This is a genomic window from Spirosoma litoris, from assembly GCF_054776755.1.
The window spans coordinates 22593-40711 of record NZ_BAAHBI010000039.1 but is presented as its reverse complement, the minus strand read 5'-3'; the positions used below and the strand labels follow the sequence as shown (position 1 = coordinate 40711).

16 protein-coding genes are annotated in these 18119 nt (G+C 45.6%); 10 read left to right on the top strand and 6 right to left on the bottom strand.

Features of this window, described 5'->3' with window-relative positions; genetic code table 11:
- Positions 1-5: 5 nt before the first annotated feature.
- On the bottom strand, positions 6-1118 hold the full coding sequence (locus ACYVGR_RS24080) for a glycoside hydrolase family 18 protein (protein WP_460961733.1): 1113 nt from the start codon (positions 1116-1118) through the stop codon (positions 6-8).
- A gap of 289 nt (positions 1119-1407) precedes the next feature.
- Here ACYVGR_RS24080 and ACYVGR_RS24075 point away from each other — a divergent pair, with 289 nt between their 5' ends.
- Entirely contained in the window at positions 1408-2640 is a 1233-nt protein-coding gene (locus tag ACYVGR_RS24075) for an ROK family transcriptional regulator (protein ID WP_460961539.1), read from the top strand.
- A gap of 170 nt (positions 2641-2810) precedes the next feature.
- A complete protein-coding gene (locus ACYVGR_RS24070; RefSeq protein ID WP_460961537.1) occupies positions 2811-4391 on the top strand; it encodes an FG-GAP repeat domain-containing protein in 1581 nt (526 codons plus the stop codon).
- 456 nt (positions 4392-4847) lie between these two features.
- Here ACYVGR_RS24070 and ACYVGR_RS24065 read toward each other — a convergent pair whose 3' ends face one another.
- Complete coding sequence (locus ACYVGR_RS24065) at positions 4848-6440, bottom strand: SusD/RagB family nutrient-binding outer membrane lipoprotein (RefSeq protein ID WP_460961535.1); 1593 nt, start codon at positions 6438-6440, stop codon at positions 4848-4850.
- 19 nt (positions 6441-6459) lie between these two features.
- Positions 6460-9783, bottom strand: a complete 3324-nt coding sequence (locus ACYVGR_RS24060) for a SusC/RagA family TonB-linked outer membrane protein (RefSeq protein ID WP_460961533.1) — start codon at positions 9781-9783, stop codon at positions 6460-6462.
- Between the two features lie 301 nt (positions 9784-10084).
- On the opposite strand from ACYVGR_RS24060, the gene ACYVGR_RS24055 reads away from it, so the two are divergent.
- The 8 genes from ACYVGR_RS24055 (at position 10085) to ACYVGR_RS24020 (ending at position 16001) form a co-directional block, all read left to right on the top strand.
- Complete coding sequence (locus ACYVGR_RS24055; protein ID WP_460961531.1) at positions 10085-12127, top strand: SUMF1/EgtB/PvdO family nonheme iron enzyme; 2043 nt, start codon at positions 10085-10087, stop codon at positions 12125-12127.
- Between the two features lie 196 nt (positions 12128-12323).
- Positions 12324-12770, top strand: a complete 447-nt coding sequence (locus ACYVGR_RS24050; RefSeq protein ID WP_460961529.1) for a hypothetical protein — start codon at positions 12324-12326, stop codon at positions 12768-12770.
- Positions 12771-12780: 10 nt separating this feature from the next.
- Positions 12781-13278 (top strand): hypothetical protein, encoded by a 498-nt coding sequence (locus ACYVGR_RS24045; protein WP_460961527.1) that lies wholly within the window; start codon positions 12781-12783, stop codon positions 13276-13278.
- Between the two features lie 318 nt (positions 13279-13596).
- On the top strand, positions 13597-13788 hold the full coding sequence (locus ACYVGR_RS24040) for a hypothetical protein (RefSeq protein ID WP_460961525.1): 192 nt from the start codon (positions 13597-13599) through the stop codon (positions 13786-13788).
- A gap of 65 nt (positions 13789-13853) precedes the next feature.
- Positions 13854-14402, top strand: coding sequence for a hypothetical protein (locus ACYVGR_RS24035; RefSeq protein ID WP_460961523.1), 549 nt, complete (start codon positions 13854-13856; stop codon positions 14400-14402).
- Between the two features lie 312 nt (positions 14403-14714).
- A complete protein-coding gene (locus tag ACYVGR_RS24030; RefSeq protein WP_460961521.1) occupies positions 14715-14921 on the top strand; it encodes a hypothetical protein in 207 nt (68 codons plus the stop codon).
- An 81-nt stretch (positions 14922-15002) separates the two neighbouring features.
- Positions 15003-15497, top strand: a complete 495-nt coding sequence (locus ACYVGR_RS24025; protein WP_460961519.1) for a hypothetical protein — start codon at positions 15003-15005, stop codon at positions 15495-15497.
- Between the two features lie 297 nt (positions 15498-15794).
- Complete coding sequence (locus tag ACYVGR_RS24020; RefSeq protein WP_460961517.1) at positions 15795-16001, top strand: hypothetical protein; 207 nt, start codon at positions 15795-15797, stop codon at positions 15999-16001.
- Between the two features lie 418 nt (positions 16002-16419).
- On the opposite strand, the gene ACYVGR_RS24015 is transcribed toward ACYVGR_RS24020, so the two are convergent.
- From ACYVGR_RS24015 to ACYVGR_RS24005, 3 genes are all read right to left on the bottom strand, one after another.
- Positions 16420-16815: a hypothetical protein gene (locus ACYVGR_RS24015; RefSeq protein ID WP_460961515.1), complete on the bottom strand. Its 396-nt coding sequence runs from the start codon at positions 16813-16815 to the stop codon at positions 16420-16422.
- 163 nt (positions 16816-16978) lie between these two features.
- Positions 16979-17164 carry an ATP-binding protein gene (locus ACYVGR_RS24010; protein ID WP_460961730.1) on the bottom strand — a complete coding sequence of 62 codons (186 nt, stop codon included), beginning with the start codon at positions 17162-17164 and terminating at the stop codon, positions 16979-16981.
- A 345-nt stretch (positions 17165-17509) separates the two neighbouring features.
- Positions 17510-17899 carry a methyltransferase family protein gene (locus ACYVGR_RS24005; protein WP_460961513.1) on the bottom strand — a complete coding sequence of 130 codons (390 nt, stop codon included), beginning with the start codon at positions 17897-17899 and terminating at the stop codon, positions 17510-17512.
- Positions 17900-18119 lie beyond the last annotated feature (220 nt).

Genomic DNA, 18119 nt, shown 5'->3' with positions numbered 1-18119 from the left:
TAGGGTTATTTCAGGCCGTTGACCACGGGGTCGAGGAGCGCTTTATGTTTCAGGTCGTAGATGTACTCCCAGAACATAATCCCACCCAGGCCCTTCTTTTTCACATAGTCGATCTTCGGGCCAAAGGATTCGGCATCGCCATACGAGATAAAGGTATGTGAGGTCGCATTCCACAAATAGGGCGCTTTGGCATCGGCATCCCAATAGCGAACAAAGCCATTTTTGTTGATGTATTTGTCCACCAGTTCATCGTGACTAATGAACGAGTGTTTACCTGTTGACGGCTGATACAAGCCATTATCAACCGGACGGGTATCGGCCCAGCCACGTCCATAAAACGGAATACCCAGCACGATTTTACGCGCAGGAACACCCGCTTTAATATGCCCTTCTACGGCTGATATCGAGCTATTCCGCGATTGATCGCCTTTTTTCGATTGCGCCAGCGGGCTATGGTGCCCCGTTACTTTATCGTTGCCATGATAGAGGTCATACGTCATGATATTGACGTAATCCAGGTATTTCTGTGCTTCTCCCAGATTCGTGTGGCTGACAAAGGCGGTGTCGCCCCCAGTGGCAGCCGTAAGCAGATAATGATTGGCACCCGTGCGTTTATCGAGTTTACCCTGCTCATCAAGTCGATCACGGATCGCTTTCAGGTACAACGTAAAGTTCTCTTTGTCTTCGGGCCGGAAGATGTTCCCGGCACCAATCTGCGCGGGGTATTCCCAGTCGATATCAACACCATCGAGTTTGTGTTTTTTCATAAATGCGACGGCACTATTCGCAAATTTCCGACGCGATGCCGCTGTTAGTGCAGCATCCGAGAAATACTTGCAACCACCCCAGCCACCGACCGAAATAAGAATTTTCAGGTCTTTATTAATTGCCCGAAGTGAGGTTAAGGCCGCCAGATTGGCCGAGTCTTTGGCCGAAATCGGCGCTAACTCTCCATTTTGGGCAGGTACTGCAAATGCGTAGTTGATGTGCGTGAGCTTTTGGGCTTCGATCTGCTCTTTTGTCCATCCGTTTCCGCTCACGTAACCAATAAGTACGTAGCGTTTAGGGGGTTGTGTTGCGGCTACCGTTGCTGTGTGCGGTAGCAATAGGCCGAACAAAGAAACGGCCAATGAAATAGATAGGAATGATAAAAACGACTTCACTATTCTTTGGGGAAAAAGAGTAAGGAACAAAGATACTTATATTTTAATTTTTTTTAATAATGTGAACCGATTTAGAAAATTTTTTATTAATTATGTCAAAAAATGGTACGAAAGCTGCATAGCTATAGACTATTTATAAGTTTCTTAACAAACAAATAGAAATAGAACAAATATGCCTTTCTACCTATACAGATCTAATGCTTCTACTTAAACGATTGCTTTTGATGAGTAGTCGTTATTACTTATGCTCATATCTACTCCTCCAGAAAACCCTCTTGTTGCTAAAAAGTCGATTGTTGCTATTAAGAAAAACCAACAAGTTAAAAAGGTGCTTTCCTACCTTTATCAGGAAGGCGCCTGCACACTGGCTAAGCTAGCCGAAGTCTTAAAAACCAGCGTTCCTTCTGTTACACAGATTGTTGAGCAACTTACTGAAGAGGGTTGGGTAAACACTATTGGAACGGTTTCGGGTAACAATGGCCGTCGGCCTGTTCTATTCGGCCTGAATCCACTTGGGCACTACGCGCTCATTATTGATAGCAATACGCACGGCACGCAGCTTATGATCGTCAATCTTTTGCGAGAGGTTATCTTTCAGCAAAGCAGTGACTCCACGCTGGAAAATAAAGCCAGTTTTGCCAATTTTCTGGTGTCGTTCATGAATGAGGCATTGACAAAATCGACAATTGCCAAATCGGATGTGATTGGCGTTGGCTTATCGATGCCGGGATTAATTGATTCGAAACAGGGCCTTAACCTGAGTTACCCTGACCTTGGTCTGGTTGGTCAGTCTTTTACGGACTGGTTGGAGCAACAATGGGGTTTTCCTGTTTTTATGATCAACGATACCAAAGCCACTGCACTTGGCGAACACCGTTTCGGACGAAGTCAAGGGAAACAGCATGCCCTAACGATCAATATTGACTGGGGTGTGGGGCTGGGTATTATCAGCAACGGCGAGGTTTTTCATGGCGCATCGGGTTTCGCAGGCGAGTTAGGGCATATTCAGGTAGACCCACAGGGCGAATTATGCTACTGTGGCAAAATAGGCTGTCTGGATACGCTCACTTCGGCGTCGTCGCTGGTCAAGCGAGTGCAGAAGGAAGTACAAGCGGGTCAGGCAACTAAATTAGCTGCTTATCAGGACGATCTGACCCAGATTACCATCAGCCAGGTTATTCAGGCGGCTAATGAAGGCGACACCTTCGCGATCGATCAACTACACGAAACGGGTTATCAGCTAGGAAAGGGGCTCGCTATTGCGGTTACCTTATTCAACCCCGAAATCATTATCGTTGATGGCGTGCTGGCAGAAGACTCTTTGTTTATAACCAACTCTATTAAGCAGGCAATCAATAAACATTGTTTGAGCGGCTTCCGTAATAACCTGATGGTAGAGGTAACGCAACTCGGCGGATCGGCCAAATGGCTGGGCACGCACGCGTGCGTAATCGAAAGTTTGTTTATGGATACGTAAGTTTTTAGCCCCTCTCCTGAAAACCAGGAGAGGGGAGACGTCCATTTTAACCACTCTCTATTTTCGTATACTTGACAGTACTTTTAGCCCCTCTCCTGTTTTCAGGGGAGGGGTTGGGGGGGGTGATTGCTAGAAGAAGCTACTTTTATTTACAGTAAACCAATAGCCCAATGTCAGCCTTTAAAATCGGTTTGCTACTTTTTGTTTCTCTCGGTGTGGCCTCGTTTTCTGACATCGAGATGAATCGCTCTACAACTGGTGGAGCTAAAAAAGGAGCTATGTCGACCGATTCAATTGCTTCTGGCAAACAACTGGCCATACGTTATTGTAGTAGTTGCCATTTGTTCCCCGAACCTGAATTATTGGATAAAAAGACCTGGGTAACGGGTGTGCTTCCGAATATGGCCATGCGGCTTGGACTCAAACTGCCCGGTCAGGATTCGTTGCGTTCGCTTTCGCCAGAGGAAGAAAAAGCCATCAGTCAGCTAACCATTTACCCGGAAACGCCTGCTCTCTCGATGGATGAGTGGTCAATGATTGTGCGCTACTATGAACGTATAGCACCCGCAGAGCCGTTACCCCAAAAAACGCATCCAGCTGTCACAAATCAACTTCCACTGTTTACCGCCAAAGAACTTGTACTGAGCGATAAGCCCGTTCCACAGACAACCTTGTTGAAGTACGATAAAACCACGGCCCAGCTTTATGTAGGCGACGCTCAAAATGCGCTTTATGTACTTGATGGAAAGTTGCAACCGGGTGAAGGCTTATTGAAGGATACCTGGTGGATCGATACGCCCCCAACGGATATCGACTTTCCTGAAAATGCGGCTCCTCGCGTACTGACTATTGGAATCTTTAGCCCATCTGACCAGAAGTTGGGAAGGCTTATGACGCTGGAACGTTCGGCCAAACCGGGTTCTACGCCTGTCAACATTAAAGGTTTACCGCGTCCTGTTCAGTTTGCATCCGGCGACCTGAATGGGGATGGGAAAGACGATGCGCTTATCTGCGGCTTTGGCAATAATGCGGGGAAACTCTTCTGGTATGACAATTTTGAACCCACTAAAGAGCATGTTCTGAAAACGCTCCCAGGCGCTCGGAAGGTAGAAGTTGGTGACTTCAACCATGACAAAAAGCCTGATATTATGGTCCTGATGGCACAGGCACGGGAAGAAGTTTCTATTTTTTATAACCAGGGGAATGGTCAGTTTAAAGAGAAAACAGTGTTACGTTTCTCCCCGCTCTTTGGCTCCAGCTATTTCGAACTTGTCGATTTCAATAAGGATGGTTTTCAGGATATTTTGTTGACGAACGGCGACAACTGGGATTACTCAGCGATCAACAAAAACTATCACGGCGTACGTATCTATCTGAACGACAGGAAAGATAATTTTAAAGAAGCCTGGTTCTATCCGATGTACGGTGCCAGCAAAGCCCTCGCTCGTGATTTCGATAACGATGGCGATCTTGACATTGCCGCCACGTCCTTTTACACCAATCTGGCCCAGCCAGAGCAAGGATTTATTTACCTGGTTAACGAAGGTAAACTAAACTTTAAGCCATTCAGTACTCCAGAAGCCGCCAACGGAAAATGGCTAACGATGGAAGCTGCCGACTTCGACCAAGATGGCGATATCGACATTGTGCTGGGTTCTTATTTTCACTCTCTCGGCGAAATGACTCAGTTGTTATTTAAAGGGGTCACATCTTTTCCACAATTGCTGGTGTTGGAGAATCAGGGGAAATGAGTGCTGTTTATCTCAGAGCAGCGTTTCACCTCACCCTGGCCCTCTCCTTAAAGCAGGATAGGGGTGCATCCGGCGACTATAGGACATAGCCCTACTGTTCTAATCTCACTTTCATAACACAATCAGTATCCTCAATCTATGTCCACACATATAGTTCTAATCAGCCCTGTAAGGGCGTCCTGTCAATAGATATTGTCGCTTAATAAGAGCCTTGAGCGCCGTAGGTGCGACCTAATTCTTGGCATATAGGGCACACCTACGGCGCTTCAACCTATGCACAATACGCTGTTTTCTATTAACAGGCCACTCCTAACGGAGTTTTGAACATACCCCAAAGATATGTATAGACTATAGGTGACTACACAGAACACCTGTAAATCAGCACAAAACAAAAATGGGCAAACCAACTAGCTTGCCCATTCTACTTTATTTACCTAATCTGTCTTTACTGAAACCTTATTTTACATCCCAGAAAATCTTGGTTGTCAGATTATCTGTTGCTTTTATCGCAGCATAATTGGCTGCGTTGTAGGTAATTTCATTACCCGGAATCGTCCATCGAACAGGGGGCAATGTTTGGTTGTTCGCATTGTCGACCTGGAAGCTCAGGGTTGGGTAATCCAAGCGACGAAGGTCTGACCAGTTGTCGTATGGCATTACCAGGTTGTAGTGCAGCCATTTCTGCGTAGCAATCAATTTGAGCTTATCGGCGCTGGTGGTTGCACTGCTCCAGCTTACACCATTACCCGCGATATAAGCCGAAATAGACGCATCGGTTGCGGCTGTTGGCTTGCTTGTAAGACCAGTTGCATTGCTCACCGCTAAAATTCCGTTGTAGAACTGTACCGATTGCGCGATAGCCGTTTCGTAAGCCGTTTTTGCCGCAGCATCATTACTGGTACGCAGGTAATATTCTGCCTTAATCAGGTTTATCTGCGGAGCATTGATCAGGATACCTGGGAAGAATTGATTGCGACTCAGTGTATAACGGTTGTAGATCGCCACCTGGCCAGCATTGAAAAGCGCCGTTTGCGTACCTTCTGTAGCTGTTGGATCAAGTCCAATGTACTTCCCGCCAGCACTAGCACCTGGCTCGAAAAGGATTGGCAAGCGTGGATCGTTGTTCGCATTCATGTTGTCGATCATGGCTTTACCTGCTGTATTACCAAACCACCCAGCCGACTCTAAGCCATCCTGGAATCCTTTCGAGTTGATATCGGTGTTGATATCATACACGTTCATCTGGATATTCTGCGCGTTGGTTTCAACGATTGGGTACGTGGTTGAATTACCCAGAATCTCAGCCATTTCAGTATTTGAGCGAGATTTGAAGCTGTCTACATCCGACACCCGGTTCAACAATCGAAGACGCAGCGAGTTCGTATAGCGTTTCCAGGCAGTTATGTCGCCTTTGTTCAGGAAATCCTGAGTCTGAAACGATTTTTGGTAACCAGCGTTCAACGTGATGCCGTTCAACTCGGTTGAAATACGCTTCAAATCATCCAACAAGAACGTATAGATGCTTTCGGCCGTATCAAACTTCGCGCTAGATGCTACATAATCGCCACCGTTGGTGCTAAGCAAGCCAGCGGTACTGAACGGAATGGCTCCGTGCAAATCGACCAGTTTCGCCGTGTAGTCATATACGTAAACAGCTGCCGCCAACATGAAAATTTTTCGGCTGGCCTGTAGATCTGTCGATAGAGCGGCATACACTTTTTGCAGTTCGCGATACTGCGCCAGCATGTTGTAATAATTGTACCACACATCTTCTATCCCCGACGAACCCGGAACGTATTGCCCCGACGAATTAATCCAGCCAGTTGCCTGCGTGTAATGGTTTACGGATGTACGCAGGGTAACGAAATAATACCGATAGCCTGGAAGTACATAGTCTTTATTGGAATACAGAACGCCCGTAAACTGCTTTTCAACGGTTGTTTGCGCAATCTTGGCCGGGTTTGGGTAAGCGTCTGTGAAATCAGACTCCTTACAGGACACGTTCGCCAGCAGAAGCCCTCCTAAAATCAGAGATGATATTTTTTTCATTTTCATGATTGAATTAAGATTAGAAGCTGGCGCGTAACATAACCCCCATTGTCCGGAAAGATGGGTTGTTACCAGCGTTGTTGATGTTATCCGACCATTTCGTACCTACGTTGGTTTGCTCAGCATCCAGATCCTTAATGGTCCGGTAGATGAAGAACAGGTTCCGTCCGAATACCGACAAGGTCAGGTTCTGGGTACCAATTTTGCGTGTCAGGCTGGCAGGAATCCGGTAGCCAAACGAGATCTCCCGCATTTTGATGTACGAGTTTTCTTTCACATACAACTCATACCGTGAGCTGCTATACTGCGGGCCACCCCAGTTATAGGTGTTGTTGTAGTAAACAGCCTGCGAGATAACATTGGTATTCGCTTCGCCTGTTGGTAGAACACCTTGCATCAACATACCATCGTGGTAAACAACTTCGCCGTTTGGTCCAGCCGATGCCGTTGTCTGGATACCTTTACCCGATGCGTCTTTGTAGTACGAAAGGCCACCGTGTTCAGCATCCATAGCCGTCAGACTTTCTTCGGTCAATCCACGCGATGTCAGCCAGTTAATACCCGTCGGCATGATCGAACCGCCATAGCGGAAGTCAACCACAACGTCCAGAGTAAAGCCTTTGTAGCTGAAGTTGTTCAGCAAACCACCCGTCAGTTTTGGCATGGCGTTACCAGCCTTAATCCAGTTGTTGGCATCCAATTGGTAGATACCGTTTGTTCCCACGACACTCTGCCCACTGGCATTTTTCAGGATTCCGTGTACATAAATATCACCCATTGGCTGACCAACTACTGAGCGTAACTGAGCGGCATTACCATCGTAATCAGCGTGTAACAGTTCAGTCGAACCGTTCGCCAGTTTCTCAACTTTGTTGCTGTTTTTAGCCAGGTTCAAGGTCAGATCCCAGTTAAATCCGTTAGGTGATGTACTTCTGATCGGCGAAACGTTCAAGCCTAATTCGATACCCTGGTTCCGTAGTGTACCAATGTTGGCCAGAATCGTTTTGGCGCCCGAGCTAGCAGCAATCGTTAACGGAAGAATCTGGTCTACGATTTGTGCATTGTAGTACGACAGATCGATACCTAATCTGTTTCGAAACAGTTTCGCTTCCAGACCGAATTCAAACTCGTGCTTCTGCTCTGGGCGGATTTTATCGTTGCCATAGTCGCTGCTGATGTTGGTGTACAACACTGAGCTACCACCGCTTTGCTGTACGCTCAGGCTTCCCTGATTGTAGGCGTTGTTCGCGCTGTAGATAGCTGGGTAGTTACCTACGATACCCCACGATGCTCTCAATTTAGCATAGCTAATTGCTGTAGGTAATCTAAACAGATCGCTGAATACTAAGCTTGAGTTAACTGATGGGTAAACGAAGGCGTTGTTACCTTTGGCCAGCGTCGATGTACGGTCTCTCCGAACGGTTCCTTCGATGAAGAATAAGTTCTTGTAATCAAAGTTTACCGTACCCAGGAAAGCGTCCCGAACATACCGATCGCGGCTATTCGTACCCGTTGGTGTATTAACCGAAGCCGAGAGATCAAAGAAATTTTCGGTACTTAAACCACCGTTAGTCGAACGGGTCATCAACGTGTTCAGCATTTTGTTGGCCGTGTAGCCACCCCGTGCCGAAACGGTCATGTCTTCGTTCAGTTTTTTGGTATAATTCAACAGAATGTCGGTATAAACATTGCTGTAGAGGTTGTTGCTCATCGCAAACGAACCCGAGTATCCAAATGCCAGCGGAATAGAGCTGCGTTGCTTATCTTCTATACGTTCCGACGTGAAGTCCGTTCCTACCCGACCCCGTAGCGATAGGTTATCCAGAATATTCCAGGTTTGTGTAATGCTGGCAATAATCCGGTTGCTATACTCATCGTAGGTATTGGCGCGAGTGCTCCACACGTAATCACCAATATCCGTTTTGAAGCCGTTCCGAATGATGTTTTCGCTAGGGGTCAGACTCTGGTTGGTACCTGTTACGTATTTGTAACCTAGGCTGGTCTGGTATTTGTTGAAATACCAGTCGGCCGACTCAAAGCGGTTCATCATCCCCGAAAAGTTGTTGATCATACGATCCACTTTAAACGGACGATTGTGCGTGTACTGATTGACGTAGTTAACCATCAGATCCGTTTTCAGCTTTGGGTTGACGTTAAAGCTGGCGTTCAGGTTCATGATGTTCTTTTCGTTTTTCGCACCGTAGCTAATCATTCCGTTATCCTGCCGGGTGTATGAAAAACGCAGGTTAGAATTTTCGGTCGATTTCGAAACCGCCAGGTTAATGTTGGCACTGTGCGCACTCTGGAATAAATCGGCATAGCTATTACCCGATGCCACATAAGGACGGATTACACCATCAAACGCCATAACAGGCTGCCCATCGAACTTAGGTCCGAAGTTAACTGTAGCGTTAAGCAGACCACGCGTATCACCTTTACCATCACCATCGGTATCGTAGTAAATGAAGCCATTGGCATCCTGACCACCATCTGCATAGTTTTTGAAATAACCAGGACCTCTTACGTTCTGATAACGAGGTAGGTAAGCAATTTTATCAACACTGTAGCTGGCGCTGAAATCTACACCCAGGCCTTTTTTGCCTTTACCGGTTTTGGTGGTTACCAATACCACACCATTAACAGCTTCAGAGCCGTACAGCGCAGCGGCCGAAGCACCTTTCAAAATCGAGATGTTTTCGATATCGGCTGGGTTCAAGTCCAACAGACCATTACCTCGAATGCGTTGATCACCCCAGTAATCGTTGTTGCGTACTTCACCATTCCGAATGGGGATACCATCCATAACGATCAGCGGCTGCGTATTACCCGTGATAGAGGCTAACCCCCGGATGCTGATACTCACCGCACTGGTTGCGCCACCAGGTGTAGCATTGATGGTTACGCCGGGCGCTTTTCCGTACAATGCCGTAGCAAAGTTCGGTGAAGCCGTTTTGATCAGTGCGTCATTTTTAACAACGGCAGTAGCATAACCCAACGCACGCTCTTCCCTCTTGATACCCAACGCCGTTACAACCACTTCATCGATCACCGACGCATCTTCATCCAGTGTAACGTCGACTGAAGATTTGCCTTCAATGGCCACTTCTTTGGTTTTGTACCCAATGAATGAGAAAACTAATGTTTTGTTTTTCGCGGTGGCGATGGTGTATTTTCCATCAGCGTCAGTGATGGTACCAGACGTACTGCCTTTCACCACAATGGAGACACCCGGTAAAGGCTGACCATCGGCGCCTGTCGTTACTCTACCCGAAATGGACTGTGCCAATGCGGGCGTGCTTACTATCAACAGCATGATAATAAGCCTTAGTAAATCTTTTGCCATAGAATAATCGGATTAAGTTGAAGTTAAAGAAATTTTATACAATATTAATAAATTTATTTAATAAGCACTCATAAAATAAAATTTTTTAAAATATCGACTCTTTACTAGCTTGATTCGATAAGTTTGCTAGGAAAACCTGATAATAATTGCTCATTACCTGAAAATCAGGACTTAAGGATATGTTAATGGGATGCCGTATTTTTACCTAGATGGCTCCAGATTTCTACCTAAGTCGAAAAATCTACCAAAGCGCATGCCCATTAAAAACACTGCATTAACTTTTAGCTGTCAACGAATCGGAATGTTCATATACTTATGCCCATTTTCGAGAAGCGTCAAAACGATATTGGTAGCCCTGTTTTGGCTGTCTGGAAGTAGTACCCCATTGGCTCAAACGATCAATTCGATTGGCATGCGACTGGTCTCAGTACCGGCGGGCAAGTTTTATATGGGTTCGGAACGTGACGGAAAAGATGCCGACGAATCGCCAGTGCATCGAGTGACTATCACGAAGTCATTTCTGCTGGCAGCTACCGAGGTGACGAATGCACAGTACGAAGCATTTGACCCGGCTCACAAAACGCTGCGGGGAAAAAACGGCTTTTCGAAAGAAGATGATGAGGCTGTCATTTTTGTCGATTATGCCAATGCAGTTGCTTTTTGCGAATGGCTGTCCCGCAAAGAAGGCAAACCTTACCGACTACCCACCGAGGCTGAATGGGAATATGCTTGCCGGGCTGGAACGATCAGCGACTTTTCAACGGGCAACTCGCTTCCCAAGGCGCTTCAAAAAAGTCAGCAAACCGACCGTGACCCCGTCATTGTCTCCTTAAAAGTAGGCCAGACGGCACCTAACCCGTGGGGGCTTCACGATATGCATGGCAATGTAGAAGAATGGTGTCTGGACTGGTATGGGCCTTATGCAGGTGGCGAGCAAAGCGATCCGGTTGGCCGGGCAGCCGGTACGTTTCGGGTGACGCGAGGTGGTAGTCATGGAACGCCGGTTACGTTCTTACGTTCGGCCAATCGGCTAGCTATGATCCCCGAAGATAAGAGTTGGTTGGTGGGTTTTCGCGTCGTACAGGCGCCAATGCCTGCTACACAACCCCAGCCAGTAGCGGCTGCCCCTGCCGTGATGCAGCGGGTATCTCAAAAACGTTTCAGCTGGCATCCGGTTTCGACAACGCAACCCGTTTTTAAGGAACCTCAGCAATACGTTAGGAAGCCGGATTGCGCCTTGAACGTACCGTTTTATAGTCATAACCACCAACCTGCCATTTCCTGGTGCCCCAACGGCGATTTACTGGCGATCTGGTTTTCGACAGATGCTGAATCCGGACGCGAAATGACGGTACTGGCTAGCCGTTTGCGAGCCGGAGCAACCACCTGGGACGAACCTTCGGAGTTCTTTAAAGTACCCGATCGGAACATGACGGGAGCGTCGCTTTTTCAGGATAAGCAAGGAACGCTTTACCACATGAACGGCGTAGAAACCGATGGCGACTGGCAAAATCTGGCCATGGTACTCCGAACCAGTCAAGACAACGGCGCAACCTGGTCGAAGCCTTCGCTAGCGAATCCAGAACATAGGAAACGGAATCAGGTAATTGCAGGTCTATTTCAGACAAAAGAAGGATGGCTTGTTCAGGCGGCCGATGCCGATCCGGGCCCAACCGGCGGAACCGCAATTCATCTCAGTAAAGATTTGGGGAAAACCTGGGAAATGCCCTATACCGACCCCCAAATACCAATCTATACAGCAGGAGCAACCGGTGGCCTTATTGCGGGCATCCACGCGGGTGTCGTTCAACGGAAAGACGGGAGTCTTCTGGCGCTGGGGCGCAAAGATGATATTCCAGGACCAGATAGTGTCGGTTTACGAATGCCTATGAGCGTGTCGACCGATATGGGAAAAACCTGGACCTATTCAGCGTCGGAGTTGCCTCCGGTATGGAGCGGTCAGCGGTTAGTACTCTACCGACTCAACGAAGGCCCCCTGCTTGTTGTTTCCTTCACCCATCATCCCGACGAGCGGGAAGGTCCGAAAGCAGGGATGCTTTTTAAGAAAGCGAATGGAGTCTCTTATAAAGGCTATGGCATGTACGCTGCCCTTTCGTTCGACGAAGGCAAAACCTGGTCGGTCAAAAAACTGTTGACCGATGGCAAAGAGCGATACCTTAACGGAGGAGCCTGGACGGGCGCTTTCGAAATGGACAGTACCCATGCTGAACCCAAAGGTTATCTGGCCATCACCCAAACCCCCGACAATATGATTCACTTGCTCAGTAGCAGTCTGCATTATCAGTTTAATCTGGCCTGGCTAAACGAGTTGCTGATCAAATGATATATTCCCTTACTTTAAGTCAACCTTTTCTAGGAATACATCACAACATTTCTCATATTTGAGTACATTTCACTAAAATAATTAATTAATAGCCTTCTAAGGCACCTAGCTCTAGCGCTTAATGCAGAATCAGTTATTTTCATTAAGGTAACTATTTAATTATCATTCGGCACTATTATTTACTAAATGACAACGCATGGGTGTATTAAAGCACATAGATAGCTCACAGGAAACTCAGGAGTCTGCCCGAGGTACTAGCAATCTGTCGTTATACGATCGCTATGGTTCACTGGCCTATGGAATAATTTTGAAAATCATTCCAGAACCCGAACTTGCTCAGAAGGTACTTATTGACCTATTCGCATCGCTGCATATAAAATCATATACAGAAAATGGACATCGGATAAGCATTGAAATTATTCGTTTAGCCAGAATCAAAGCGCTTGAAGCCAGCCCTCCACGGAGCAATAAATTTCCATTTGTTCAGGATACGATGGTGAACGATGATCTGGAAAAACTGGTTTTTGATTTATCATTCTACAAAGGATATTCAACCGAGGAAATTGCGAATAAATTACAACTGTCTCAAACGAATGTATTGAGTATGGTTTATGCTTATTTTAAGCAACAACGATCATCTTAACTGTACTGACTTGAAGAACTATCAATATTTAACAAACGGAGTTCTGGAATCATACCTGTTAGGATTAACTTCTGAACAGGAAAAAGAAGAACTCAAACAGATATTGGCCACCGATGAAGAGGTTTTAACTCAGTTAGACGAAATTGAAACTGAGATGGAAGCCTATTTCATGCGCCATGCTGTTCCTCCGCCACCGACCATTCGAGAAAAAATTGAGTTGCGTATCAGCGAAACCGAAATCAAAAAGTGGAAGCCATTTACCCAGACTGATTTCACTCAAAAAACAACTGAACCGCCTGTTAACGAGCCGTACTATGTCAATGCCGACGTTGACAATACACACATACGAGTCCACAAGCATTGGAAAATTGCTTTTATTGCCGTCTTTATTCTCTCCAAGATTTTCCTGATAACAGGGCTTTATTTTTACTTCAAAGCGAACAGTCTTGAACAGGAAATTCAGCGCCTTAAAGCACAGACTCAGCAAACGGTCCCTTCCGGTCGTTGACCAAAGAGAGACTACATTGCCTGCTGCACAAGCTTAATCCGCGTTTTCTGGATACAATACAACAATACAGCCCCATCATGATTGACGGGGCTGCTTTTTTATACGAATGGCGGTCTTATGGGTTAACGTTTGAAAACGTATCCTTTTGACTCCAAAAAGTGTTTTTAGGTAACAAAAGCCGTGAGTGCCATAGGAAGGGCTCAAGAAAATAAAACCATTTAGCCGCCTTTAGGAGTTTATAGTAAAGATGCCTGACTGATTGTCTGAGCTTGCCCAACAGGCCTCTTATTCAATCCATTAACTGTTTATTCGATTTCAATGGAAGGATTATCTGATCAACCAGCGCCAGAAGAAGAGCAACTATCGCCCCAACAGAAAAATATGGATGCAGCCAACGACTTTCTGGCAATTTGCGACCGGTTATCAACGGGTTATGACAGTGGTTTTTACTGGGAAGATGTCCAGAGAGCCTTACGTATTGCCGCTGGTTTAGAAAAGTGGACCGGTTAGTATCTCATTCCATAATGCCACTCTATCAAGCCCTATCAATTCGAACGAGATTATCAATACTTACGATGCAACCTACTCACCGACGGATTATTTATATAGTGCTCTTCTTAGTATCTATCGCAGGACAGCTCGTGGCCCAACAAACGCCCGATGTTCGTCAGGTCCGCTGGGGTTTTTCACCTAAACAAGTAAAAGAAACCGAATCGATAAAGCCAACTTCGACCCGGAAGGATAAACTCGTTTACGCGCGCGTACCGTTAGTGAATCGCAACGTTGGGCTTGAGTATGAGTTCAACGGCGATTCACTTCTGTCGGTCTCCTACTATTATTATACCACCCCGGCTATTACACAGGCAGATGTAACAGCGGCCTCTTCTGAACTTGAAGCTTTATTGAACGAAAAATACGGGCGCGGCAAAGTGGCCCAGGTCGGTGAACTCCGAACAGTAAGTTGGCTAACTCCCAGAACACAAATTCGCCTTGCGCTTGGCAATGTTGATAGAGGTTGGTCTTTAGAGCTTGTTTACCTATGTCGGGTTTGTTCAGGAGATCCCAACAGCGCTGTTCTGACCAAAAGCACTTGGAAACCCTATAAAGACATTAAAGATTTGTGACCTTCCTTCTGTCCCCCGCTTTATAGGATCGTTTGGTACGAACCAATACGTGTGGGCATGTGCATTAGCCCCTCAATTCTGTGGAAAATTTTACTCATAGAAGCCGAGTCAAATAGCGTCTATTGTTAGTTAAATATGGACTATACATTTAGCTGACCACGCCAGAAAAGGCCTATTAATCCACACACTTACCCTTTTCGGTACAGTAACTAACTATAGAACAGACATCTTCTTTCGTTTGGCAAAAAAATTGTCATTGTTAGTAGAGGATACTCGACATGAACAGAGAATCTTTTTTCATTTTAACGAATCATGAGACAGTCAGTACTTATTGCGGGCATAGTAGTTGGAATTATAGCTAGTTTACTTTTTTTCTGTGCATCACTGATCGATTGGGTTCAGGATTACCAAGCAGGCGTCTACGCACAAAATCACTTCGAAGCGATACTGGAAACAGCTGCTATTATACTCTATGCGTATTGCGGCATTCGATTTTTTCAATTGAAGGTTAAACTGTAGGCTCATACTAACCGAGTAGTTTCACCAACGCTTTTTTTCAAAACTCTTCAAAACATTAACCATTCATCGTACCGATAGGCCATGAAACTTTCTTTACTGAACTTGGCTAGTTTCTGGGTAGTCTTATTTCATTTCACGATTTCGAGCGCCCAAGGTCAATCGCTTCCTGCCGAAAGACCTACTACCATTTTCATTACCACTAGTCTAAACGATACCGAGGCTTACCTTGCCATCGGCAAAGTCCTAACCGAACAGGGTGTCTTATTTTCGGTTGCAAGTGATGGGCTCTTGATTAGCTCACAGGGGAATTCGATTGCAGATGATAAGGGAGTTATTTTTACGGGCCAGCTATCGCTCCAGAAAGGTGTGGTTAAACTAACGGGAAGCCTCCGTGAATTACCCCAGGCAGACGACAGTAAATCCACTAAAGGGAATCTTGTACATGCCCACTATAATGGCGGAACGACTTCCTTATCCAAAGCCAGTTTCAGGTATATGGACGAGCTGGCTAAAAAATTGAAACCTGCCCTACACGGCGTAATCCAGTATAAATTACAGAAAGGGCCGATGTCCTAGAAGCACACAAACTACGCTCACATATTTCTTGCCAGAAATAAATGATCATTCTGACATATTTCCTTTAAATAACAATCACAAATGCCCGGGCCATTCGCTGGCTGGATGTATATCCTCTACCATACAACAAATCCCTGTTACTATATACCTATCTATCAATCATTTACACAATCAAAAAGTCGACCCCATAGCTGTTCTTAGCGTAATCCGTCATTTTAAGAAAAGGCGATGAAATTCTCCCCCTTAAAATGGCGTAGATTTTGCGCCATCACTTAGCGTATTCCTTCAGCAGCTATTATGGATATTCACGCTTACCATCGCCTTAACTTCCGGGGAGAAAGCTCCTTTACCTATCGTCAGCGGCTTCAGGCTTTCGCCATTGTCAATCGTTTCCAACGGGCCAGCAATTACATCTATGTGGCCGATCAGATCGTTACGCTGGGCTTAATAAGTGAGTTTAAACAGTTTAGTCCTACTTCGGAAATTAAACTCCTGAACGATTGAGTCGAACTATACTTTATCATACGGTTACGGTTTTAAGCTTACGGTCCTATTGGGATACGGTATGTGCCTATAAATAGATTTGTAACTCTATAATCTTCTATTTTTCAACAGATTATACTACATTTACGAATCTTATCCTAGCGAACCTTCAACCTCAATGAACGACTCCCCCAAAAAAGGAACTTCATCAATCGATAATGATTCTTTCAATCAATTAATGTTAAATTATGTCAGGCAAGTAGGTGTGATCTACGAAGCTGACAAATCAATACAAATAGCCGTTAAACGACTCGAAAAGACTTTCCGAAATACACGATAACGGCATCCATATACGTACAACTATTTTTCATTGCGCTACGGCTTCTGCAGCTTAAAGGCGTTATAGTAGTCTGTTTCCCTTACCGCCTATTCAGATCGGTTATGAGGTAGAAAGAGAAAGCAAATGAAGCCTGGACCGTGCCTGCTGATTTAAATGGTCTAACAATAGCGTATGCTCCATTAGCCTTTTGTAATGCTTCTGAGGGGACAGTTTAGCAGAAGTATCTTTCTTACTAACCTCCTGAAGCAGTTTTTCTAGCTCGGTCTGCATTGTGGTCACGAGGGTTACTAATTGGCTCAAAGGGCACTGCCCAATATACGTAATCGTATCTTCCTCAGGATGACTCTTCTGTCCTATCGCCTGCTCAATATAGCCCGACAACTCCTGGTAGTTTGTATATAAATTGGTAATTGCTTCTGTCCATTCTAGTAATATACGTTTAGGGCTAAGGCCATCGAATGAAGAGGCATCATCCTCGGGCTGTTGAGTTGGCATTGATTTAATTGTTTAACCTTTAGCTATCTATCCAGCCGAAAAGTTAAACAAAAAATCAACCTAACAAATGTTTAATTCACTTGAATTTGCCTTTTGTTTAGCAATAATCTAGTTTAGTAGCATATAAACAGTCACTCATGCCAATTCATTAACAATCGACTGACTAGGCAGGTAAGTAGACGCTAAATGTAGCGCCTTGTCCGGGTTCACTGATGGGCGTTATGGCACCTCCATGATTGGCCGCTACTTTTTCACAAATAGCCAGACCAATACCCGCTCCCTCAAATTCATTTTTACCATGTAGTCGCTGGAAGAGGCCATACTTCGCTCTTAGTTCGGACCCCATAATGCCGGGGTTAGCCTCTTGCGATTCGACTTTGCCATTGACGGTGACATGCTACCAGACTTGAGCAATCCGGTCGTAGTCTAATCAAGATTGTCCTTCAATAATTAGAGGGCCTTGATTTAACTAATTTTTCTTGTTGCTTCTCTCAAAACGCCCCAATTATGAATACGCAAATCGCTCCTTGTCTCAGGCAGGAGCCTTTATTGAGATGGTGTGCTCTCTACAGAGTTATAGTAGGTCTGCACAAAAGTTAGCCAATCCACTTAAAAAAATCTTCTCGGTAGAGTTCTCCAACCGGGACTTCAGCTGTGGCAACCCTAATCCCTGTATGCTTCGCAGACTCCCAGCTCAGTAGATGAACGGAATTAGACGCCAAGTATGCTGACTATAGGCAGAGTAGCCGGGAAATACTTGCCCTAAAAAATGCTCTTCCCGTCTTATTTTCACCGCATAGATCGTATACAAGATCAGTAAGCCCGTCAAGCTTGACCAGCTAGGTTGATACAGGGTAGTCCCTAACGCTGCCGAGAGTATACCGGTATACATCGGATTACGAATGTATTTATAGGGTCCCTTAGTAACTAACGTCTGTTTTTCTACTTGCTGAATGGCACCACTCCAGTTATCAGCCAGCACTTGGCGGGCCCATGCCCCGAACATCATTCCAATCAGCATCAAACCCATTCCTAGTAAGTGAACCCAGTGTAGCAAAAGGGAAACAGGTTTATTGAAAGACATTGGTAGTGGACTGAGCAATAGGATGAAGGATAGTACTACGAGTGCTACATGGATTCGCCGATACCAACTCGTGTCAGATTGCTGCTGCACGTGAACTCGACGGCGTGTTATATATCCCCATATGGCCCAGCCAATCCAAAAAATGCCCCATGTAATTTGAGCAAAGTAAGTAATGAACATAATGACAGATTCATTGAGTACAGCTTAGGTAACTGAGGTA

Excerpts from the sequence above, each read along its gene's own strand:
- ACYVGR_RS24075 (WP_460961539.1), top strand. The coding sequence starts at position 1,408 with ATGCTCATATCTACTCCTCCAGAAAACCCTCTTGTTGCTAAAAAGTCG.
- ACYVGR_RS24070 (WP_460961537.1), top strand. The coding sequence starts at position 2,811 with ATGTCAGCCTTTAAAATCGGTTTGCTACTTTTTGTTTCTCTCGGTGTG.
- ACYVGR_RS24065 (WP_460961535.1), bottom strand. The coding sequence starts at position 6,440 with ATGAAAAAAATATCATCTCTGATTTTAGGAGGGCTTCTGCTGGCGAAC.
- ACYVGR_RS24060 (WP_460961533.1), bottom strand. The coding sequence starts at position 9,783 with ATGGCAAAAGATTTACTAAGGCTTATTATCATGCTGTTGATAGTAAGC.
- ACYVGR_RS24055 (WP_460961531.1), top strand. The coding sequence starts at position 10,085 with ATGTTCATATACTTATGCCCATTTTCGAGAAGCGTCAAAACGATATTG.
- ACYVGR_RS24050 (WP_460961529.1), top strand. The coding sequence starts at position 12,324 with ATGGGTGTATTAAAGCACATAGATAGCTCACAGGAAACTCAGGAGTCT.
- ACYVGR_RS24040 (WP_460961525.1), top strand. The coding sequence starts at position 13,597 with ATGGAAGGATTATCTGATCAACCAGCGCCAGAAGAAGAGCAACTATCG.
- ACYVGR_RS24035 (WP_460961523.1), top strand. The coding sequence starts at position 13,854 with ATGCAACCTACTCACCGACGGATTATTTATATAGTGCTCTTCTTAGTA.
- ACYVGR_RS24030 (WP_460961521.1), top strand. The coding sequence starts at position 14,715 with ATGAGACAGTCAGTACTTATTGCGGGCATAGTAGTTGGAATTATAGCT.
- ACYVGR_RS24025 (WP_460961519.1), top strand. The coding sequence starts at position 15,003 with ATGAAACTTTCTTTACTGAACTTGGCTAGTTTCTGGGTAGTCTTATTT.
- ACYVGR_RS24020 (WP_460961517.1), top strand. The coding sequence starts at position 15,795 with ATGGATATTCACGCTTACCATCGCCTTAACTTCCGGGGAGAAAGCTCC.
- ACYVGR_RS24015 (WP_460961515.1), bottom strand. The coding sequence starts at position 16,815 with ATGCCAACTCAACAGCCCGAGGATGATGCCTCTTCATTCGATGGCCTT.
- ACYVGR_RS24005 (WP_460961513.1), bottom strand. The coding sequence starts at position 17,899 with ATGTCTTTCAATAAACCTGTTTCCCTTTTGCTACACTGGGTTCACTTA.